The organism is Streptomyces sp. BoleA5 (genome assembly GCF_000373665.1).
Lineage (GTDB): Bacteria > Actinomycetota > Actinomycetes > Streptomycetales > Streptomycetaceae > Actinacidiphila.
In genome coordinates this window covers 91638-112253 of the sequence record NZ_KB892135.1, presented here as the reverse complement: position 1 = coordinate 112253, position 20616 = coordinate 91638, and the positions used below count along the sequence as shown (strand labels likewise).

Sequence of the window (20616 nt, the reverse complement as noted above, 5' to 3'; positions counted from 1 at the left end):
GCCTGACGGGCGGCCGGATGACATCGGTGAAAGATCCACACGAGGTGTGCCACCACCCCTCGGACGATCTTGGCCGGGGGAGAGCGGGCCCACGGGGGCTCGAAGCCGGTCGCCGAGCGTGTTGCAATAGACGGCGGCGTACATTCCCCACGAAAGTGCGCCAGCGCACACGACTGCCCGAAGGAGCCCCTGTGGAGTACGCCCCCCGCGCCCAGCGGCGCCCCGCGGCGCCCGCCGCCGCGGCCCCCGGGCTGCCCCCCGGTCACGACGAGCGGGTCCGGGGCGCCCATCCGCACGCCGAGCCCGGCACGCAGGCCGCCCCGGAGCGGGCCGAAGGTCTTCCCCGGCCGCGCCGGCTGCCCGAGCGGTCCACCGTGCGGGACCAGGTCCTGCGCGCCTTGCGCGGCGCCCTGCTCACCGGAGAGCTGCGCCCCGGGGCGGTGTACTCCGCGCCCGCGCTCGCCGAGCGCTTCGGGGTCTCCGCGACCCCGGTGCGCGAGGCGATGCAGCTGCTGGCCCGTGAGGGCGCGGTGGAGGCCATGCCGAACAAGGGCTTCCGGGTCGCCGAGCGCAGCAGCCGGGACCTCGCCGAGCTCGCCGAGGTGCGCGCGCTCCTGGAGGTCCCCGTCGTACTGCGCATGGCCCGCACCCTGCCCGCGTCCCGCTGGGAGCAGCTGCGCCCGCTCGCCGAGGCCACGGTGGCCGCCGCGGCACTGGGCGACCGCGCCGCCTACGCCGAGGCCGACCGCGCCTTCCACCGCGCGCTGCTGGAGCTCTCCGGCAACCGGCAGCTCGTCGCCGTCGCCGACGAGCTGCACCGCAGGTCGCAGTGGCCGGTCACCGAGGACCACGGCCACGCCCGCCCCGGCGCCGCACCCGTGCGCGGCATCAGCGCCCGCCTGGTCGCCGACGCCACGCAGCACGCGGCGCTGCTGGAGGCACTGGTCTCCGGCGACCTCACCGCCGCCGAGTCACTGGTGCGCCGGCACTTCTCCGGGGCGTGACGCTCAGCCGGCGTCCGGCGCCGGCTCCCCGGGCAGCTCCTCCGCCAGCCACACGGGCACCCCGCCCAGGGTCCGGAACAACCGCGCCGCCTCCGCGCGCAGCCGTCCCGCCTCGGGATCCGGCGTCACCCCGGCCAGCGCGGTCAGGGCCGGCGCGACCCCGACGGCGTAGCCGAGCTCCACACGGATCCGCAGCGACTCCGTGAAGCCGTGGCGCGCCTCGGTGACGTCCCCGTCGCGAGCCGCCAGCCCGGCCAGGTGCCGCCAGGTGTACGAGGTCAGCAGCACGTCGTCGTGGGCCACCGCCCCCGCGTGCGCCCGGCGGTACGCGGCGCGCGCCGCGGCCGGGTCGTCGCCCAGGTTCTCCGCGACCAGCCCGCGGCGGAAGTCCAGCAGCGGACGCCCCGCCGCACCGGGCGCCAGCAGCGCCGCGCTGCGCATCAGGGCCGCCCGTGCCTCGTCGGCCCGGTCGCGGAGCCCGAAGAGCGTCGCCAGGTACGCCAGGTTGCCGCGTTCGCAGGCGGCCTCGCCGCGCTCGTCGTCGGTACGGGCCAGGGCCTCCGCCGTGCGCAGCGCGTCCTCGGCCTCCGCCCAGCCGTCCAGGGTGAACATGCAGCACTCGATCAGCAGCGCCGCCCGCCGTGTGGCCGCCGCCGGCGACCGCTCCGCGTGGGGTGCGAGCAGCAGCGCGGCCTCCGTCCAGCACCCGCGGCCCCGCAGCCGCGTCACGTCGGGCGGCGTGTCGCCACCCGGCGCGTTCGGTCCCACCTCTGCGTCCGACATGGCGGTGTCCGCCACTTGCCCTCCCCGAAGCGCGTCATCGAGCCGGTTGGGCCGAAGTCCAGCACGACACCGGGTGTCACGCCAAGAGGGCGGACGGCGCGTGATCGATTTCCTGCCCGTCCCCGGCCCCCTTCACCCCGCAACCGCGGCGCAACTTCCCCGCATCCGCGCCGCATCCGCCGGGGCGCACGGCGTTCACCGGTTCCGAAGGTGTGCATGTCCCAGGAGGTACAGGGCCCACCGGTACCGCCCGGCCCACGAGGGGGCGCCACCCCACCCGTCGCCGGACGACGGCAGGGGCATCCGGCTGGATTCCCCCGTCCGGCCCCCGGTGCGGATCGGGAAAGTGCCACGGTGTGCCGCCGCGGACGGCGCTCACGGCCCCGCGGACCGCGGGGACCCCGGGCGGCCGCCCGGGGCGCAGGAGACCGTATCCTCCAGGCCCGGTGCGCCGCCCGCGGCGAACGCCGCCTCGCAGGCGGCGTCGCCGGAGGCGAGGCGGCGTGCGCCCGGGCGTCGACGCGCACGGCCATCTCCGGGGTGCCGCCGAGCAGCCGCCGCACCGTCGGGGAGGCCCGCACGTGGCCCGGCGGCCGCGGGCACGACGGCCGCGGCGGCACCCGGCGGATGTCCGAGGCGACCCGGGAACGGCCGCCGCCGACCGCCCGCGCCGGCGCGGCGTGGCGCCGTCAGCTCATCCGCAGGGCCAGGAAGAAGTCGAGCTTGTCCTCCAGGCGCGACAGGTCGCGGCCCGTCAGTTGCTCGATCCTGCCGATGCGGTAGCGCAGAGTGTTGACGTGCAGATGCAGCCGGTTCGCGCAGCGCGTCCAGGAGCCGTCGCACTCGAGGAAGGCCTCGAGGGTGGGGATGAGCTCCGCGCGGTGCCGCCGGTCGTAGGCCCGCAGCGGGTCGAGGAGCCGGGCGGTGAAGGCGCGGCGGACGTCGTCGGGGACGAACGGCAGCAGCAGGACGTGGGAGGCCAGTTCCTCGTGGCCCGCGACGCAGACCCGGCCCGGGCGGGCGGCGGCGACGCGCCGGGCGTGGCGGGCCTCCTCCAGGGCGCCGCGCAGGCCGTCGGCGGAGTGGACGGCGGCGCTGACGCCGATGGTGAGCCGTCCGTCGCCGTCCAGGCCCCGGGTGAGGGGGGCCCGCAGGAAGGAGAGCAGGCCCTGCGCGGACAGCTCGGGGGCGCTGCCGCCGGACTCCGGCGAGGACAACGGGACGAGGGCCATCGCCTCCTCGCCCGCGTGGGCGACGGCGATGCGGTCGGCCTGGTCGGGGCCCACCGCGCCCGGGTCTACCAGGGCCTCCTCCAGCAGTGCCTGGGCGACCGGGCCGGCCGCGGGCCCGCCGCCGGCCCAGTCGACGCGGGCGACGACGACCTGCCACTGCGGCGCGGTGCCGAGCCCCGGCACCAGCACGGGCGCGGCCACCCGCAGCCGTGCCGCGATCTCGCCCGTCGGCGCACCGGTCTGCACGAGGTCCATCACCTCGGCGGCGAGCCGGCGGCGCACGGTGCGCTCGGCGTCCCGCCGGTCGCGCTCGACGGCGATGAGCTGGGTGACGCCGTCCAGCAGGTCCAGGCGCTCGGCAGGCCAGTCGCCCGTGTCGGCGTCGACCGCAAGGAACCAGTCGGAGAGCACGGTGCCGCGGATGTCGTCGGCGGGGTCGCCGCTGCGGATGGGGAAGAGCGCGTAGTGGCGGCCCACGGTGTAGGCGCGGTGCGGCCAGGGGCGGCCCGTCCGGGCGGCGGCCAGGTGCTCGCCGGCGAGCTCGGCCGGTACGCCGGCGGGCAGCGGATGGTCGGAGCCGGCGATCCTGCGCCCCGTCGAGGACAGCACCCAGGCGCGCAGGTCGAGGTCGCTGCCGAGCAGGTCCAGCACGGCGTCGGGACCGCCGCCCTCGGGTCCGGAGGTCATCAGGCGGCGGTGCCGCTCCACCACGGCTGCCAGGTCCCCGGCACGCTCGGTGGACACCTGGCGCACGACGTGCTCGGTGATGGAGGCGAAGGCGACGTCCTCGTCGACCGCGAACAGCGGCAGCCGGTGCCGGGCGCAGGCCAGCACCAGATCGTCCGGGACGGAGCCCAGCTCCGCCTCGCCGGCCGCGAGACCCGCGACACCGGCCGCGGCGAGGATCCGCACGAAGCGCTCGGAGTCGTCCGGCCCACGGCGCCAGGCCAGCCCGGTCAGCACCAGTTCGCCACCGGAGAGGTAGCGGCTGGGGTCCTTCAGGTCGGTGGTCATCACACCACGGACCGTGCGGTCCAGCTCCTCCCCGCCGCCGAGCAGCCGCAGGCCGAGGGCATCGGTGTCCAGCAGTGCGCGCAGCCGCATCGTCGTCGCCTTGTCTCGAACGCTTCCGTCTCTGAGGCGGTACCAGGGTGGCGCCCGCTCGATTGCATCGGTGTTGCCGCGTCGATGCCGACAGGTTTCAGGTCAGCGTCTTTCGGAGGAATCTACGAGGCCAGCTTACCGACCAGCGAAGTGCTTCATGCGTTCGGTGACTGCACCCGGCACGGTGCCCGGACGTGTACTGGGTCACACAGCGTGAACAGGACATGAACAGCCATCCCGTCCCCCCGACGAAGAAGAGAGCACTCATGGACTTCCTGCGTCCCGCGACCTGGGAGGAGGCCCTCGCCGCCAAGGCGGAGCACCCCACGGCCGTACCCATCGCGGGTGGCACCGACGTGATGGTGGAGATCAACTTCGACCACCGCCGGCCCGATGTCCTGCTGGACCTGAACCGTGTGGGCGACCTGTACGAGTGGGAGGTGGGGGAGGAGACCGTACGGCTGGGCGCCGCGGTCCCCTACACCCGCGTCATCGAGGCGCTGGGCAGGGAACTGCCCGGTCTCGCGCTCGCCGCCCGCACCGTGGGCTCCCCGCAGATCCGCAACCGCGGCAGCGTCGGCGGCAACCTCGGTGCCGCCTCCCCGGCAGGCGACTCGCACCCGCCGCTGCTCGCCGCCGGCGCCGAGGTGGAGGCGGTGTCCGTACGCGGCACCCGGCTCATCCCGGTCGAGGAGTTCTACACCGGGGTGAAGCGCAACGCCCTCGCCCCGGACGAGCTCATCCGCGCCGTGCACATCGCCAGGGCCGACGGCCCCCAGCAGTTCTCCAAGGTCGGCACCAGGAACGCCATGGTCATCGCGGTCTGCGCCTTCGGCCTGGCCCTGCACCCGGCCACCCGTACGGTGCGCACGGGCATCGGCTCGGCCGCGCCCACGCCGGTCCGCGCCGGCACCGCCGAGGAGTTCCTCACCGCGGCGCTGGAGGAGGAGGGCCTGTGGGACAGCGGGAGGACCGTCCCGCCGTCCGTGGCACGCCAGTTCGCGGAACTGGTCGCCGCCTGCGCCAGCCCCATCGACGACGTGCGCGGCAGCGCCGCCTACCGCCGCCACGCCCTGCGGGTGATGGCCCGCCGCACCCTCGGCTGGACCTGGGACGAGTACCTCGGCAACGAGAGGAGCGCCCGATGCGCGTGACCTTCACCGTCAACGGACGGCGCCAGGAGGCCGACGACGTGTGGGAGGGCGAGAGCCTGCTGTACGTCCTGCGCGAGCGCATGGGCCTGCCCGGCTCCAAGAACGCCTGCGAGCAGGGCGAGTGCGGCTCCTGCACGGTCCGGCTGGACGGGGTGCCGGTGTGCGCCTGCCTGGTCGCCGCCGGCCAGGTGCAGGACCGTGCGGTCGTGACCGTCGAGGGCCTGGCGGACTTCGCCAAGGAGCGCGGCACGGGCGAGGCGGGCCCCGGCACCGATCCGGGCGCCGCACAGCGGTGGCAGCCGCGTCCCGCCGGCCCGGCCACGGAGCTGTCCCCGGTCCAGCAGGCCTTCGTCGACGCCGGAGCCGTCCAGTGCGGCTTCTGCACCCCGGGTCTGCTGGTCGCCGCCGACGAACTGCTGGAGCGCAACGCCCAGCCCACCGACGCCGACATCCGCGAGGCCCTCTCGGGCAACCTGTGCCGCTGCACCGGCTACGAGAAGATCCTCGACGCGGTCCGCCTCGCGGCCGCCCGCACGGGGGAGGAGGCCTGACCGCGATGGGCGTGACCCGCACCCCCACCCCCACCACCCAGGGCAGCGAGACCAGGGGCGGCATCGGCGAGTCCACGCTGCGCCCCGACGGCGTCCTCAAGACCACCGGCGAGTTCGCCTACGCCTCGGACCTGTGGCACGAGGACATGCTCTGGGGCCACACCCTGCGCAGCCCGCACGCGCACGCCGAGATCGTCTCCCTGGACGTCTCGCGGGCGCTGGCGCAGCCCGGTGTGTACGCCGTGCTCACCTACGACGACCTGCCCACCGACGTGCGGCACTACGGCCTGGAGATCCAGGACACCCCCGTCCTCGCCCACGGCCGGGTCCGCCACCACGGCGAACCGGTCGCGCTGGTCGCCGCCGACCACCCCGAGACCGCCCGCCGCGCCGCCGCCAAGATCGAGGTCGAGTACCGGGAACTGCCCGTCGTCGTCGACGAGGCCACCGCCACCGCCCCCGGCGCGCCGCTGCTCCACGAGGACCGCACCGACCACCACAGCGGCCACGTCCCGCACCCCAACATCGTCCACCGCCAGCCGATCGTCCGCGGCGACGCCGACGCGGCCGCCCGGCGCGCCGACGTGATCGTCACCGGCGACTACGAGGTCGGCATGCAGGACCAGGCCTTCCTCGGCCCCGAGTCGGGGCTCGCCGTTCCCGCCGAGGACGGCGGCGTCGACCTCTACGTCGCCACCCAGTGGCTGCACGCCGACCTCCGCCAGATCGCCCCCGTCCTCGGCCTGCCCGAGGAGAAGGTCCGCATGACGCTCTCCGGCGTCGGCGGCGCCTTCGGAGGGCGCGAGGACCTGTCGATGCAGATCCACGCCTGCCTGCTGGCGCTGCGCACCGGCAAGCCCGTCAAGATGGTCTACAACCGCTTCGAGTCCTTCTTCGGCCACGTCCACCGGCACCCCGCCACGCTCCACTACGAGCACGGCGCCACCCGCGACGGGAAGATCACCCACATGCGGTGCCGCATCGTGCTGGACGGCGGCGCGTACGCCTCCTCCTCCCCGGCCGTCGTCGGCAACGCCTCCTCCCTCGGCGCCGGCCCGTACGTCATCGACGACGTCGACATCGAGGCCCTCGCGCTCTACACCAACAACCCGCCCTGCGGAGCGATGCGCGGCTTCGGCGCGGTCCAGGCCTGCTTCGCCTACGAGGCGCAGATGGACAAACTCGCCGCCGCCCTCGGCATGGACCCGGTCGAGTTCCGGCGGCTCAACGCCATGTCCCAGGGCGCCGTCATGCCCACCGGGCAGGTCGTCGACTCCCCGGCGCCCGTCGCCGAACTGCTGCGGCGCGTCAAGGCGATGCCGATGCCGCCCGAGCGGGAGTGGGAGAGCGCCGGCGGAGGCGTGGACGTCCGCGCGCTGCCCGGGGGGCTGTCCAACACCACCCACGGCGAGGGCGTCGTCCGCGGCGTCGGCTACGCCGTCGGCATCAAGAACGTCGGCTTCTCCGAGGGCTTCGACGACTACTCCACCGCCCGCGTCCGCCTGGAGGTGATCGCCGGGGAACCGGTGGCCACCGTGCACACCGCGATGGCCGAGGTCGGCCAGGGCGGCGTCACCGTCCACGCCCAGATCGCCCGCACCGAACTCGGCGTCACCCAGGTCACCATCGACCCCGCCGACACCCGAATCGGTTCGGCGGGCTCCACGTCCGCCTCCCGGCAGACGTACGTCACCGGCGGCGCCGTGCGGCACACCTGCGAGGCGGTGCGCGAACGCGTCCTGGAACTGGGCCGCGCCAGGCTCGGCACCCACCACCCGGCCTGGGCCACCGCCGAACTCCTGCTGGAGGGCGGCAAGGTCGTCACCGACGGCGGAGAGGTACTCGCCGGGATCGCCGAGGTGCTGGGCGACGAGGCGATCGACATCGAGCGCGAATGGCGGCACCGCCCCACCGAACCCTTCGACCCGCGCACCGGCCAGGGCCGCGGCCACGTCCAGTACTCCTTCGCCGCGCACCGCGCCGTCGTGGACGTCGACACCGAACTCGGACTGGTCAAGGTCGTCGAACTCGCCTGCGCCCAGGACGTCGGAAAGGCACTCAACCCGCTGTCGGTCATCGGCCAGATCCAGGGCGGCACGACCCAGGGCCTCGGCCTGGCCGTCATGGAGGAGATCCTCGTCTCCGACCGGGCCACGGTCCGGAACCCGTCCTTCACCGACTACCTGATCCCCACCATCCTCGACACGCCGCCCATCCCGGTCGACGTGCTCGAACTCGCCGACGACCACGCCCCGTACGGGCTGCGCGGCGTCGGCGAGGCCCCGACCCTGTCCTCCACCCCGGCCGTCGTCGCCGCCATCCGCGCCGCGACGGGCCTCGCCCTGCGCCGCGTACCGGTGAGGCCGGAGCACCTGACCGGCACGTGAGGCAGCTCCGCCCGGCGCCGCACGGCGCCGGGCGTGCACACCGCACCACTCTCGGGCCGTCCCCCGGTCGTGCTGCGGACCATCCCCAATCCCGTACGGCGCAGGCCGTCCGGGTGTCCCTGTGAACCTTGGGAGTGGCACCGCATGACCCCATCGACCCCGTCAGCCACGGACAGCACCGCCGCCGACGCCACCACCACCGACGCCACCACCGGCACGCCGCCTCCCCGGCCGGCCGGGCGAACCCGGCTCGACCGGTACTTCCACATATCCGAACGCGGCTCGACCGTCGCCCGCGAACTCCGCGGAGGCCTGACGACCTTCATGGCGATGGCGTACATCCTGCTGCCCAACCCGCTGCTGCTGTCCGGCCCCGACGTGGACGGCCACCGGCTCGGCCAGACGGGCCTGATCACGGCGACCGCGCTGGCCGCCGCCGTCTCCACGCTCCTCATGGGCCTGCTCGGCAAGGTGCCGCTCGCCCTCGCCGCGGGCCTGTCCGTCTCCGGCGTGCTCGCCACGCAGGTCGCCCCGCACATGACCTGGCCCCAGGCGATGGGGACGTGCGTGCTGTACGGCGCGGTGATCGTGGTCCTGGTGGTCTCCGGTCTGCGCGAGGTCGTCATGAACGCGATCCCGCTGCCGTTGAAGCACGATGCCCTTCACCTACTCCATCACCGCCGGGGTCGGCGCCGGAGTCATCGCGTACACCGCGATCAAGTCGGCCCAGGGCAGGTTCCGTGAGCCCGGGCTCTTCATGTGGGTGCTCACGGCCGTCTTCGTCGTCTACTTCGCCCTGCACCCCTCGAGGGCTGGCTGGGCGTCGGCTAGGAGGAGTCCCCACCATGCTCGACATCGCCGACGCGCTCGACCGCTGGTCGGCCGAGGGCAGGCCGTTCGCCGTGGCGACCGTCGTCGCGGTCGGCGGCAGCGCACCCCGGCAGCCCGGCGCGGCACTCGCCGTCGACGCCGAGGGCACCGCCGTCGGCAGCGTGTCCGGCGGATGCGTCGAAGGCGCCGTCTACGAACTCTGCCAGGAGGTGCTGGAGACCGGCGAGCCGCTGCTCAGGCGCTTCGGGTACTCCGACGACGACGCCTTCGCCGTGGGGCTGACCTGCGGCGGTGCCATCGACGTCTTCGTCCAGCGGATCGCGCCCGGGGCGCGAGCGTTCGCCGGGGCGCTGGCCGCCGCCTCCCGCGGGGAGGCGGCGGCGCTGGCCAGGGTGGTCGCGGGCCCCGCCGGCATGCCCGGCCGGGCCCTGCTGGTGCGCCCCGGCGGGACGTACGAGGGCACCCTCGGCGACCCGGAACCGGACCGCACCGCCGCGGCCGAGGCCCGCGCCCTGCTGGACGCCGGCCGCACCGCCACCGTCGGCATCGGCGCGGACGGCGGGCGCCGCGGCGAGCCGCTCACGCTGCTGGTCGAGACCAGCGTCCCGCCGCCCCGCCTGCTGGTGTTCGGGGCGATCGACTTCGCCGCCGCACTGGTGCGGGTCGGTGCGTTCCTCGGCTACCGGGTGACGGTCTGCGACGCGCGCCCGGTCTTCGCGACCGCCCTGCGCTTCCCCGAGGCCGACGAGGTCGTCGTGGAGTGGCCGCACCGGTATCTCGAACGCACCCCGGTCGACGGGCGCACCGTCGTCTGCGTCCTCACGCACGACGCCAAGTTCGACGTACCGCTGCTGGAGCGGGCCCTGCGCATGCCCGTCGCGTACGTCGGCGCGATGGGGTCCCGGCGCACCCACGAGCAGCGGCTCGCCCGGCTGCGCGAGACGGGCCTCGGCGAGGCGGAACTGGGCAGGCTGCGCAGCCCGATCGGCCTCGACCTCGGGGCGCGCACGCCCGAGGAGACGGCGCTTTCCATCGCGGCGGAGTTCGTCGCGGAGGGGCGGGGCGGCACGGGGCGTCCCCTTACGGGGGTGTGTACGCCGATCCACGGGGTGGTGTGACCGGGGTCGGTTGTTGCTGCCGGTTGCTCGTGTGCGGGTTGTTCGCGCCTGCGGGCGGCTGCGCCGGGCTGCCCGGTGGGTGCCCCTTGCGGCCGGTTGTTGTGTCGCGGGTCCTGGCCCGGGAGCACATGCGCCGGGTGATGACGGCCAACGGCATCGTCCGCGGCACGGTCCTGGTCGACGGCTTCGTGGCGGGCACCTGGCGCACCGACCGGGCGCGAGGCTCCGCCGTGGTCGAGGTCGCGCCGTTCGCGCCCCTGGCGAGTGCAGACCGCGACGCCCTTGAGGCGGAGGGCAGGCGGCTGCTGGCCGCCTCCGACCGGAGGCCGGCCACCACGACGTGCGCTTCGCCTGACCGGCGCGGGCAGCAGCCGGGGCCGGACGGAGGATCACTCCGCCCGGCCCCGAGTGCTGCCCCGCCCGGCGGCAGGGGCGGCGCGGAGGTCAGCCGCGCAGCGGCGCCAGGGCGCGGCTCCACTCGATGACCTCGTCGATGAGGGTCGACAGGCTCGCGGCCTGGTGCTCGCCGGGGGCGAACTCGCTGAAGTTGACGAAGTCGGTGAAGAGGGAGAGCGCGACCTGGGAGCGCACGTCGGCCATCTTCAGCTCGCCGGCGATCAGCCGCAGGTGCTCGGCGGCGCGGGCGCCGCCCACGGAGCCGTAGGACACGACGCCCAGCGCCTTGTGGTTCCACTCGGCGTGCAGGTAGTCGATGGCGTTCTTCAGCACGCCCGAGGTGGAGTGGTTGTACTCCGGGGTGACGAAGATGAAGCCGTCGAAGCCGGCGATCTTGGCGGCCCACTCCTTGGTGTGGGCGTTCTGGTACTGGCCCATGGCCGGCGGGATCGGCTCGTCGAGGTGGGGGAGCGGGTAGTCGGCGAGGTCCACGAGCTCGAAGGTGGCGTCGCCGGTGTGCTTGGCGGCCTGCTCGACGACCCAGTGGGCGACCTTCTCGCCGTTACGGCCGGGGCGGGTGCTGCCGAGGATGATGCCGATCCTGGTCATGAGGCGTGATTCCCGATCTGTGTGGTGCGGGGTGTGGATTGAAGCTTCAACTTGAAGCTTCAAGTGCACTGTAACAGATCGCCTTGAAGCTTCAAGCGGTCCGATAGCCTGGTGACCATGACGAAGAACACAGCGGAACCGCCCGCGCCCGCCGCCGTGGAGCCGCGGTGGCTGCGGGGCGGCGAGCTGGCCGCGTGGATGTCGATGGCCCGGGTCATGGCCCGGCTCCTGCCGGCCCTGGAGCGCGAGCTGGAGCGCGACGCGGATCTGAACTGGATGGAGTACCACGTCCTCGCGATGCTCTCCGAGCAGGAGGGGCACACCATCAGGATGAGCGTGCTCGCGGACCGCGCGAGCTCGTCCCTGTCGCGGCTGTCGCACGTGGTGCGGCGTCTGGAGCACCAGGGCTTCGTCCGCCGCGAGCCGGACCCCGGGGACGGCCGCTACACGCTGGCGATCCTCACGCCCGAGGGGTACGAGAAGCTGGTGGCCTCCGCGCCCGCGCACGTGGAGACCGTGCGCCGGATGGTTCTGGATCCGCTGGACCCGGGCGAACTGGAGAGCCTCAAGCCCGTCCTCGACCGGATCTATGAAGCCGTCGACGCCGCCGAGCGCGGCCGCTGACGTGGAGAGGGGCCGCTGCGGGCGGCTCGTGGCAGCCCGCAGCGGCCCCCGGCTCGGCCTGACCTGACGTCAGGAGTCCGTGCGCGCCGCTCCCGGCGGCGCGGGTGCGGACGTCCGCCGGGAACGGGCGGCGGCCCGCCTCACCCGGCGAACCGTGCCGTGGGGCTCCGCGCGATGCCGGTGGGGGAACGCGCGGGTCGCCGGTGGGGGCGGCACCGCATCCCGCGCGTACGGCGCGGCTGGACCGGCGCGAGCGCCGGCGGCCGTGGACGAGGGGCGTTGGCGCACGTGCACTCGTGGGACGGTGGCCTGCTTGCTCTGTGCGGGACCCAGGCCAGGGTCGTCGCCCGCGCGCCCCAAGGAGGGAAGCCCCTGACCCGGTCGCTTGGGGAAACCCCTCGGTCACGCCGCGTGCCCGCCCGGCGGGTGCGCGACGGCGCGCGGCCCGTCCCGGCGCGGTGGCCGACTCAGCCGGCCCGGCGCGGTGATCGCCTCAGCCGGCCCGGCGGCCCGCCGCCAGTCGCACGATGTCCACCCGTGAGCGGATGCCCAGTTTGCGGTACACGCGGGTCAGAGTGGCCTCGACCGTCTTCACACTGACGAACAGCGCCGCGGCGATCTCCCGGTTGGTGGCGCCCTCCAGGACGAGCCCGGCCACCTGCCGCTCCATCGAGGCCAGCCCGTCCAGCTCCGGTGGCGCGGCGGTCGCGGGGGCGGGCGGGGCCTGGCCCGTCTGCTCCAGCCACGGCAGGGCCTTCGACCGCCGGAACAGCCGGCCGGCCTCGTCCAGCGCCGCCCCGGCCGCCCCGCGGTTGTGCCGCTCCGCCTCGACCCGGGCCAGCGCGAGGACGGCGCGGGCCTCGTCCAGCCCGTAGCCGAGGGCGGCCGTCCGCTGCCGGGCCCCGGTCAGGACCGCCACCGCCTGGTCGGTGTCGCCGTGCGCGGCGAGGAGCATCCCCTCGGCGCGCTCCAGGACGGCCAGGATGCTCTGCCGGCCGAGCCGCAGGGCGTGCCGGCGCGTCTCGTCGATGACCTCCCGCGCCTCACCGAGCGCGCCGGTCAGCACCAGTGCCTCGGCGAGGTCGCCCTGCCAGCGGCCGCGCGCGGGCTCCGTCACGCCCATCTCGCGTTCGAGGGCGCGCACCCGGCGCAGCGCGTCCACCGCGCCCTGCGGGTCGGCGCCGACCAGCCGGGCGTGTCCGAGCGCGTACAGCGCCCGCGTCAGGTACGGCAGGTCGCTGTCGGCCTCGGCCCGCCGCACCGCGTCCCCGGCCAGCGACAGGGCGCGTTCCACTGTGCCGCCGGCCGCCTCGGCCAGGGACGCGATCTGCAGCGCGAAGCCCTCGCCGATGCCGGTGTCCTCGGCCAGTCGCAGGCTCTCGCGGGCCAGGTCGAGCGCCGTGCCGCAGCGGCCGGAGCGCAGCTCGATCTCGGCGAGGCTGCGTACCGAGTAGACCTCGGTCTCCACCGCTCCGCGCTGCCGTGCCTCGCCGGCCAGCCAGGTCAGCGCCGTTCGCGCCTCGTCGAGCTGATCGCTCATCAGCAGATAGCGGGAGCGGATGTAGACCGGGCCGTTGTGGTTCATGGCCACGTCCGGGTCCTGCGGCTCGGCCGAGGCCAGGGCCAGGGTCGCGGCGGCGTCGGGATGCCCCATGGTCGTCTCGTTGAGGGCCTTGAAGGAGAGCGCCAGCAACTCGGTGCGCCGGTCGCCGGCCTGCGCGGCGAGCGCCGCCGAGCGGGCGGCCTCGGCCCGCGCCTCGTGCATCTGGCCGTCCACCAGGGCCCGCCAGGCGAGCTGGTAGCGCACCAGGCCCTGCAACCGGGGGTCGTCGCCCGCGTCCGCCAGGGCCTGCGGGAAGACGTCGTCCACCTCGGACAGCGCCTGCCCGGCCGAGTCGATCACCACGCCCCACGCCCGCACCCGGTCCGCCGGGACCGTGGCCCGCGCCAGCACCTCGCGGGCGGTGGCGCGGGCGAGTTCGGGCTCCGCGGCGGTCAGCGCGTCCTCGGCGGCCCGCAGCCGCCGCTCGTCCGCGGTGGGCACCGCGCCTTCGGGGCTGTGCCGGGCGGCCAGCAGGCCGAGTTGGGCGGCCACCGCGGGGGCTCCGCGGGACCGGGCCTCGTCCGCGGCCTCGGCGAGGCTCGCCGCGACCCGTTCGTCCTTGCCGCTCGTCGCCAGCGCCAGGTGCCGGGCCCGTTCGATCGGGTCGACGGCGGCCGCGGCCAGCGCGGCGTGGGCGCTGCGCCGGTCCTCCGGGGTCGCCTCCGCGTACAGCGCCGCGGAGATCAGCGGATGGGCGAAACGCACCGGACCGCCTCCGTCGTCGGGGTCCATCTCCACCAGACCGAGGGACGCGGCCACCCCCGTCTCGCTCTCGGCGTTGGCGCGACCGGCGCTGCGCAGCGTCGCTAGGGTCGGGCGCGCCCCCGCGCTGGCGATCAGCAGCGTGCGGCGGGTCTCCGCGGAGAGCATCTCCAGCCGGTTGAGCACCAGGGCGCGCAGCGAGGTCGGCACCGGCAGCGGCTCCCCGGGGCGGGGCGGGGTGCGGCTCTCCGCGAGGGCACGGCCGAGCTCCAGGGCGAACAGCGGATTGCCGCCGCTGGTGCGGTGGATGTCCCGGACGACCGCGCGCGGCAGACCCGTGTGGCCGCGCCCGTCGAGGAGTTGGGAGACGTCCGGCCGGGACAGCGGCGTCACCCGCAGCGTGAGCACGTCCTGCGGGAAGGCGCGCAGATAGCGGTCGTGCTGGTCCTGCGGATCGGCGTCGGTGCGTACGGCGCCCAGCACCCGCACCGGCAGTTCGGCGACCCGGCGGGCGGCGAAGGCCAGCAGCTCGGCGCTGGCCGGGTCCATCCACTGCAGGTCGTCCACGACGATCAGCACCGGGCCGTCGGCGGCCAGCGCCCGCAGCACCGACAGCACGGCCAGCCGAAGCGCCAGTCCGTCCCGTTGCAGCGAGGACTCCCCGCGGCCGGTGAGTGCCGACTCCAGCGCCGCCCGCTGCGGAGCGGGCAGCCGGTCGGACACCTGGTCGGCGACCAGGCCGAGCAGATCGACCAGGGCGAGGAAGGGGAGGTGCGATTCGGATTCGGTCGCGGAACAGCGCAGCACCGTGGGCTCGCCGCCGTATTCCTCGGTGAGTGTCCGCAATACGGTGGACTTCCCGATTCCGGCCGGTCCGTACAGCAGCAGGCTGCCATTGTGGGCGAGGTGCCCGCGGGCCCGTGAGAGCACGTCACCGCGCCCGATCACCTGGTCGGGGCGGGGCCTGGCCGGCGCGTCGAAGGCCTGCTCCACGGTCGCCGCTCCCCTCGTGTCGTGTCCGGGACAATGTTAAGCGGAGAGCCGTGGAAGACCCCGGGTACGGGCGTGGCTCCTCGGCGTCCGGTGCAGGGACAATTCGCCGCCGCCGATACGGATGTCGCGCGAGGGCGGCAGGCCGGGAAATGCGCGGGGGCAGCGACCTGTTGAACACCGGACCGTTCGTCAGGCCGGCCCCCGTCCCGCGTGTGCCGGTGGACACACCCCGAATGATCGGTCCGATCCCGCCGGCGGTCAAACCCCGAAATCGCCCCGGGCGAGGCGAACGTGGCGGCTTGTCCGTGGATCCGGTGCTGCCCCCGATCACGGTGCTTTGCGGGTGAACGCGGTGCCGGTGAGCGGCCGGCGCGCCGTCTGCGTCGTCGGCGTCACCGCGCGGGCGCCACCGGCGGGCACCGGCCGGCCGCCGGCCCGGGCCGGCGACTCAGGGGAGCAGACCGGCCCGGCGGGCGGCGACGACCGCCTCGAGACGGGTACGGGCGCCGAGCTTGCGCATGGCCGAGCGCAGATAGCTCTTGACCGTCTCGGGACGCAGCCCCAGCCGGTCGGCGGCAGCCGCGTTGGTGGCCCCCACGGCCACGCACGCCAGCACGTCCAGCTCCCGCGAGGAAACGGCGGCCGGCCGCCCGGCGGGGAGTCCGTCGCCGCCCCCGGCGGCCCCGGTCGCCGCCGCGAGCCGGCCGCACACGGCGAGCAGCTCCTGCCGCAGCAGCGGATCGGCGACCCGGCCGGCCAGCGCCCGCAGCTCACCGTGGGCCTCGCGGACCTCCTCCCAGGCCGCCGGGTCCCCGGCGGTCGGCTGGCGGCACGTCGACAGCAGGCGGTCGGCCTCGTCCCGTACCGCCAGCCGCTGCTCCAGCTCGCGCGCCGCCTCCACCGCGGCGCTCACCGGGCGGTCGCCGAGCGCCAGCGGATGGCGCAGCGCACCGTAGAGCACCCCGCGCACCCGGCGGCGCACGACCACCGGCACGGCCAGGACCGAACGCAGACCCTCGGCGGCGACCGCCGCGTCGTACTCGTGGCTGATGACCCGCGAGGTGCTGTAGTCGGTGACGGCCAGCGGCCGGGAGAGCGCGATCGTCTTGCCGCCCAGGCCGTTGCCCGCGGTGATGGTGAGCCCCTGCAGGGAGGTGGTGGCCGTGCCGGACAGCTCGGTGATCCGCAGCCGGCGGGGCTCCGGGAGCAGCCCCCCGAAGGCCACCGGCAGACCGCTGGTGCGCCTCATCCGCAGCAGCGCCGCCCGTAGCTCCGCCGCCTCGCCCTGTCCCGTCACGCCCCGCCGCTTCCTCACCCCCGTTCGGGGGTAGTGAGAGCCTCGTCACTGACAGCAGGATGCTACCGAGGGGGCCGGCGACGAGGAGGACACATGACGGCAACCAGCCGGACGGAAGAGTTCCGGGCGGCCCGGGACTTCCTGCTGCGCCACCGCGAGGACTACCGGGCGGCGTACGAGGGCTTCCGCTGGCCGCGTCCGGAGCACTTCAACTGGGCGCTGGACTGGTTCGACGTCATCGCCCGTGACAACGACCGCCCCGCGCTGCACATCGTCGAGGAGGACGGCACCGAGTCGGTCGTCTCCTTCGCCGCGATGTCCGAGCGCTCCGCCCGGGTCGCGAACCGGCTGCGCGGCCTCGGGGTGGGCGCCGGCGACCGGATCGTGGTCATGCTCGGCAACCAGACCGAGCTGTGGGAGACCGCCCTCGCCGCCATGAAGCTGCGCGCCGTCGTCATCCCGGCCACCCCGCTGCTCGGTCCCGCGGACCTCACCGACCGCGTCGAGCGCGGCCGGGCCCGGCACGTGATCGTCCGGGCCGCCGACACGGCGAAGTTCGAGCAGGTGCCGGGGGAGTACACCAGGATCGCCGTCGGCGGGGCGCCCGCGGGCTGGCACGCCTACGAGGACGCCTACGACGCCCCCGCGGACTTCACGCCCGACGGGGACACCCGCGGCGACGACCCGCTGATGCTCTACTTCACCTCGGGCACCACCGCCAAGCCCAAGCTCGTCGAGCAGACCCACCTGTCCTACCCGGTGGGCCACCTGGCGACGATGTACTGGATCGGCCTGCGCCCCGGCGACGTCCACCTCAACATCTCCTCGCCCGGCTGGGCCAAGCACGCCTGGTCCAACCTCTTCGCCCCGTGGAACGCCGAGGCGACGGTCTTCATCCACAACTACACGCGCTTCGACGCGGGCCGTCTGATGGCCGAGATGGACCGGGCGGGCGTCACCAGCTTCTGCGCGCCGCCCACGGTCTGGCGGATGCTGATCCAGGCCGACCTCGGCGTGCTGCGCACCCCGCCGCGCGAGGTCGTCGCCGCAGGCGAGCCGCTCAACCCCGAGGTCATCGAGCACGTGCGGCGCGCCTGGGGCCTCACCATCCGGGACGGCTTCGGCCAGACCGAGACGGCCGTCCAGGTCTCCAACCCGCCCGGCCAGCCGCTCAAGCCGGGTTCCATGGGCCGCCCCAGCCCCGGCTACGTCGTGGAACTCGTCGACCCCGTCACCGGCAAGCCCGGCGACGAGGGGGAGATCTGCCTCGACCTGTCCACCCGTCCGGTGGGCCTGATGACCGGCTACGAGGGCGACCCGGAGCGCACCGCCGAGGCCATGGCCGGCGGCTGGTACCGCACCGGCGACATCGGCTCCCGCGACGCCGAGGGCTACATCACCTACATCGGGCGCGCCGACGACGTCTTCAAGGCCTCCGACTACAAGATCTCCCCCTTCGAGCTGGAGAGCGCCCTGCTGGAGCACGAGTGCGTGGCCGAGGCCGCCGTCGTCCCGGCGCCCGACCCGCTGCGGCTGGCCGTGCCCAAGGCGTACGTCGTCCTGGCCGAGGGCTGGGAGCCGGGACCGCAGACCGCGGCGGCGCTGTTCGCGCACTCGCGGGCCGTGCTCGCCCCGTACAAGCGGGTGCGGCGCATCGAGTTCGCAGAGCTGCCCAAGACCGTGTCCGGCAAGATCCGCCGCATCGAGCTGCGGCAGCGCACCGCCGACGGGGCGGTCGGCACCGAGTACCGCGAGGAGGACCACCGGTGAGCACCCCCGCGACGCCCGTCGAGCCGTCCTACGCGAGCGGCACCGGCACCACGCCCCTGCTCGGCGACACCATCGGCCGCAACCTGGACCGGACGGTCGCCGCCTGGCCGGACCGCGACGCGCTGGTCGACGTGCCCAGCGGCCGGCGCTGGACGTACGCGCAGTTCGGCGCCGCCGTCGACGACGTGGCGCGCGGCCTGCTCGCCAAGGGCGTCGGCAAGGGAGACCGGGTGGGCATCTGGGCGGTCAACTGCCCGGAGTGGGTGCTCGTCCAGTACGCCACCGCCCGCATCGGCGCGATCATGGTCAACATCAATCCTGCGTACCGCGTCCACGAACTGGCCTTCGTGCTCGACCAGGCCGGCATCGAGGTGCTGGTCGCCTCCACCGCGTTCAAGTCCAGCGACTACCGCGCCATGGTGGAGCAGGTGCGCGGAGAGTGCCGCTCGCTGACCGAGGTCGTGTACATCGGCGACCCCACATGGGACACCCTCGTCGAGGCCGGGGCGAACGTCCCGTACGAGCAACTCGCGGAGCGGGGGTCGGAGCTGTCCTGCGACGACCCCGTCAACATCCAGTACACCTCGGGCACGACAGGCTTCCCCAAGGGCGCGACCCTCTCCCACCACAACATCCTCAACAACGGCTACTTCGTGGGCGAACTGGTCGGCTACACCGAGCAGGACCGGGTCTGCCTGCCGGTGCCTTTCTATCACTGCTTTGGCATGGTCATGGGAAACCTGGGCGCCACCTCGCACGGCGCCTGCATCGTCATCCCCGCGCCCGGCTTCGACCCGGCGGCGACGCTGCGCGCGGTCGAACAGGAGCGCTGCACCTCGCTGTACGGGGTGCCGACGATGTTCATCGCCGAGCTCAACCTGCCCGGCTTCGCGGGCTACGACCTCTCCTCGCTGCGCACCGGCATCATGGCGGGCTCGCCCTGCCCGGTCGAGGTGATGAAGCGGGTCGTCGCCGAGATGCACATGGCCGAGGTGTCCATCTGCTACGGCATGACCGAGACCTCGCCGGTCTCCACGCAGACCCGCCGGGACGACGACCTCGAGCGCCGCACCGGCACCGTCGGCAGGGTGCTTCCGCACGTCGAGGTCAAGGTCGTCGGGCCGGACGGCGTGACGGTGCCGCGCGGCACGGCGGGCGAACTGTGCACCCGCGGGTACTCGGTGATGCTGGGCTACTGGGACGAGCCGGACAAGACCGCGGAGGCGATCGACGCCGGCCGCTGGATGCACACCGGCGACCTGGCCGTGATGCGGGAGGACGGGTACCTGCAGATCGTCGGCCGTATCAAGGACATGATCATCCGCGGTGGGGAGAACGTCTACCCGCGCGAGATCGAGGAGTTCCTCTACGCCCACCCGAAGATCGCGGACGTCCAGGTGGTGGGCGTCCCCGACGAGCGGTACGGCGAGGAGATCCTGGCCTGCGTCATCCTCAAGGACCCGGCGTCCGCGCTCACCGTCGAGGAGCTCGGCGAGTTCTGCCGCGGCCGGCTCGCCCACTACAAGGTCCCGCGCCACCTGCGGCTGATGGACGCCTTCCCGATGACCGTCAGCGGCAAGGTCCGCAAGGTCGAACTGCGGGAGTCCTTCCGCCCCGTGTGAGTTCCGCCGGCCGCCGCGGCCCGCGGAGCCGGGCCGGGTCAGGGCGCCCGCCGGGCACGTCGCGGTCCCGCCCCGCGCGCGCCGAGGGTGCCGTTCCCGCGGGCGATCACGCGCGCCACCGCAGCCGCCGCCGCTACCCTGGCAACACACCTGCCACGTACGGGAGATGGGGGCGACGGGGATGGCTCACTGGGAGGACGTCCGGCCGGGGGGCGGTGACCAGTCCGCCATTCCGGAGCTGGTGTCCGCCGTGGTCGGCGCGGGCGGGGTGGTCCTGCTCAGCTCGTTCATGCAGGCGGTGGGGACCAGGCTCGGCGAGATCACCGCCACGCGCATGGGCGGCCGCGGCTTCTGGCGGCGGCGCGCGGTCACCGAGGAGGAGCAGACGGCGGCCGCCTTCATCGCGGCGGTGAGGAAGCTCGGTTCGGTCCGGCGCGAGGGCGGCGGGGTGCTGCGGCTCGAGGACGAGGGCTCCGGGACCACGGTGCAGGTGCACCCGTTGCTGCCGGTCGGGGCGATCGGCCAGTTCCAGCGACTCGATCTGAGCCACCCGGAGGTCGCCGGCCTGGAGATCGCCTGGACCGACACCCTCGGCGACCACCCGCAGGGCGTCTGGGCCACCACGGGCGGCGCCGGGGGCGCCGGCACCCGCTACCTGTGGAGCGACGTCCGCCGCACCTGGGAGCCCCACCGGCGCACGCCCTGAGGGACACCGTCGCCCGCGGAGCACCCGCAGTTCACGCGACGGCCACCGTGCCGTCACGGTGCGCGTCGTCGCGGCCGGGAGTGATTGCTAGGGTGCTTGCTGCGCTGCCGCGGAGACCCCCTTGCGGGGT

Annotated in this window: 15 protein-coding genes and 1 pseudogene; 11 read left to right on the top strand and 5 right to left on the bottom strand. The window is 74.6% G+C overall.

All coding sequences use genetic code 11. From position 1 onward, the window contains the following. The first annotated feature begins 191 nt into the window (after positions 1-191). On the top strand, positions 192-1004 hold the full coding sequence (locus B085_RS0134190) for a GntR family transcriptional regulator (protein ID WP_018563107.1): 813 nt from the start codon (positions 192-194) through the stop codon (positions 1002-1004). 3 nt (positions 1005-1007) lie between these two features. On the opposite strand, the gene B085_RS0134185 is transcribed toward B085_RS0134190, so the two are convergent. Together B085_RS0134185 and B085_RS0134180 are read right to left on the bottom strand one after the other, a co-directional pair. Next, complete coding sequence (locus B085_RS0134185; RefSeq protein WP_018563106.1) at positions 1008-1802, bottom strand: hypothetical protein; 795 nt, start codon at positions 1800-1802, stop codon at positions 1008-1010. Between the two features lie 674 nt (positions 1803-2476). After that, positions 2477-4123 carry a PucR family transcriptional regulator gene (locus B085_RS0134180; RefSeq protein WP_018563105.1) on the bottom strand — a complete coding sequence of 549 codons (1647 nt, stop codon included), beginning with the start codon at positions 4121-4123 and terminating at the stop codon, positions 2477-2479. A gap of 266 nt (positions 4124-4389) precedes the next feature. On the opposite strand from B085_RS0134180, the gene B085_RS0134175 reads away from it, so the two are divergent. The 6 genes and pseudogenes from B085_RS0134175 to B085_RS52040 all read left to right on the top strand — a co-directional run bounded on the left by B085_RS0134175 (position 4390) and on the right by B085_RS52040 (position 10649). Further along, a complete protein-coding gene (locus B085_RS0134175) occupies positions 4390-5277 on the top strand; it encodes an FAD binding domain-containing protein (protein ID WP_018563104.1) in 888 nt (295 codons plus the stop codon). Further along, the gene (locus tag B085_RS0134170; protein WP_018563103.1) at positions 5268-5828 is read left to right on the top strand and encodes a (2Fe-2S)-binding protein; all 561 of its coding nucleotides are present in this window, start codon (positions 5268-5270) and stop codon (positions 5826-5828) included. The genes B085_RS0134175 and B085_RS0134170 overlap by 10 nt, the downstream gene beginning before the upstream one ends. Positions 5829-5833: 5 nt before the next feature. After that, positions 5834-8215, top strand: a complete 2382-nt coding sequence (gene pucD / locus B085_RS0134165) for a xanthine dehydrogenase subunit D (protein ID WP_018563102.1) — start codon at positions 5834-5836, stop codon at positions 8213-8215. Between the two features lie 144 nt (positions 8216-8359). Continuing rightward, positions 8360-8869, top strand: a pseudogene (locus tag B085_RS0134160) (solute carrier family 23 protein); the annotation flags it as partial. A gap of 191 nt (positions 8870-9060) precedes the next feature. Continuing rightward, a complete protein-coding gene (locus B085_RS0134155; protein ID WP_018563100.1) occupies positions 9061-10164 on the top strand; it encodes an XdhC family protein in 1104 nt (367 codons plus the stop codon). Beyond that, on the top strand, positions 10137-10649 hold the full coding sequence (locus tag B085_RS52040; protein ID WP_420706636.1) for a DNA glycosylase AlkZ-like family protein: 513 nt from the start codon (positions 10137-10139) through the stop codon (positions 10647-10649). Before B085_RS0134155 ends, B085_RS52040 begins: the two co-directional genes overlap by 28 nt. Here B085_RS52040 and B085_RS0134145 read toward each other — a convergent pair. Then, positions 10609-11169: an NADPH-dependent FMN reductase gene (locus B085_RS0134145; protein ID WP_018563098.1), complete on the bottom strand. Its 561-nt coding sequence runs from the start codon at positions 11167-11169 to the stop codon at positions 10609-10611. The two genes, B085_RS52040 and B085_RS0134145, sit on opposite strands and share 41 nt — an antisense overlap. A gap of 117 nt (positions 11170-11286) precedes the next feature. On the opposite strand from B085_RS0134145, the gene B085_RS0134140 reads away from it, so the two are divergent. Then, positions 11287-11793: a MarR family winged helix-turn-helix transcriptional regulator gene (locus B085_RS0134140; RefSeq protein WP_018563097.1), complete on the top strand. Its 507-nt coding sequence runs from the start codon at positions 11287-11289 to the stop codon at positions 11791-11793. Between the two features lie 493 nt (positions 11794-12286). Here B085_RS0134140 and B085_RS0134135 read toward each other — a convergent pair whose 3' ends face one another. Both B085_RS0134135 and B085_RS0134130 read right to left on the bottom strand, forming a co-directional pair. Further along, entirely contained in the window at positions 12287-15091 is a 2805-nt protein-coding gene (locus B085_RS0134135; RefSeq protein WP_018563096.1) for a helix-turn-helix transcriptional regulator, read from the bottom strand. A gap of 448 nt (positions 15092-15539) precedes the next feature. Further along, the gene (locus tag B085_RS0134130; RefSeq protein WP_018563095.1) at positions 15540-16388 is read right to left on the bottom strand and encodes a helix-turn-helix transcriptional regulator; all 849 of its coding nucleotides are present in this window, start codon (positions 16386-16388) and stop codon (positions 15540-15542) included. 93 nt (positions 16389-16481) lie between these two features. Between B085_RS0134130 and B085_RS0134125 the strand changes: the two genes are divergently transcribed. The 3 genes from B085_RS0134125 (at position 16482) to B085_RS0134115 (ending at position 20486) form a co-directional block, all read left to right on the top strand. Then, positions 16482-18158, top strand: coding sequence for an AMP-binding protein (locus tag B085_RS0134125; RefSeq protein ID WP_018563094.1), 1677 nt, complete (start codon positions 16482-16484; stop codon positions 18156-18158). Then, entirely contained in the window at positions 18155-19780 is a 1626-nt protein-coding gene (locus B085_RS0134120; protein ID WP_018563093.1) for an AMP-binding protein, read from the top strand. Before B085_RS0134125 ends, B085_RS0134120 begins: the two co-directional genes overlap by 4 nt. 181 nt (positions 19781-19961) lie before the next feature. Further along, a complete protein-coding gene (locus B085_RS0134115) occupies positions 19962-20486 on the top strand; it encodes a hypothetical protein (protein WP_018563092.1) in 525 nt (174 codons plus the stop codon). The last annotated feature ends 130 nt before the right edge of the window (positions 20487-20616 follow it).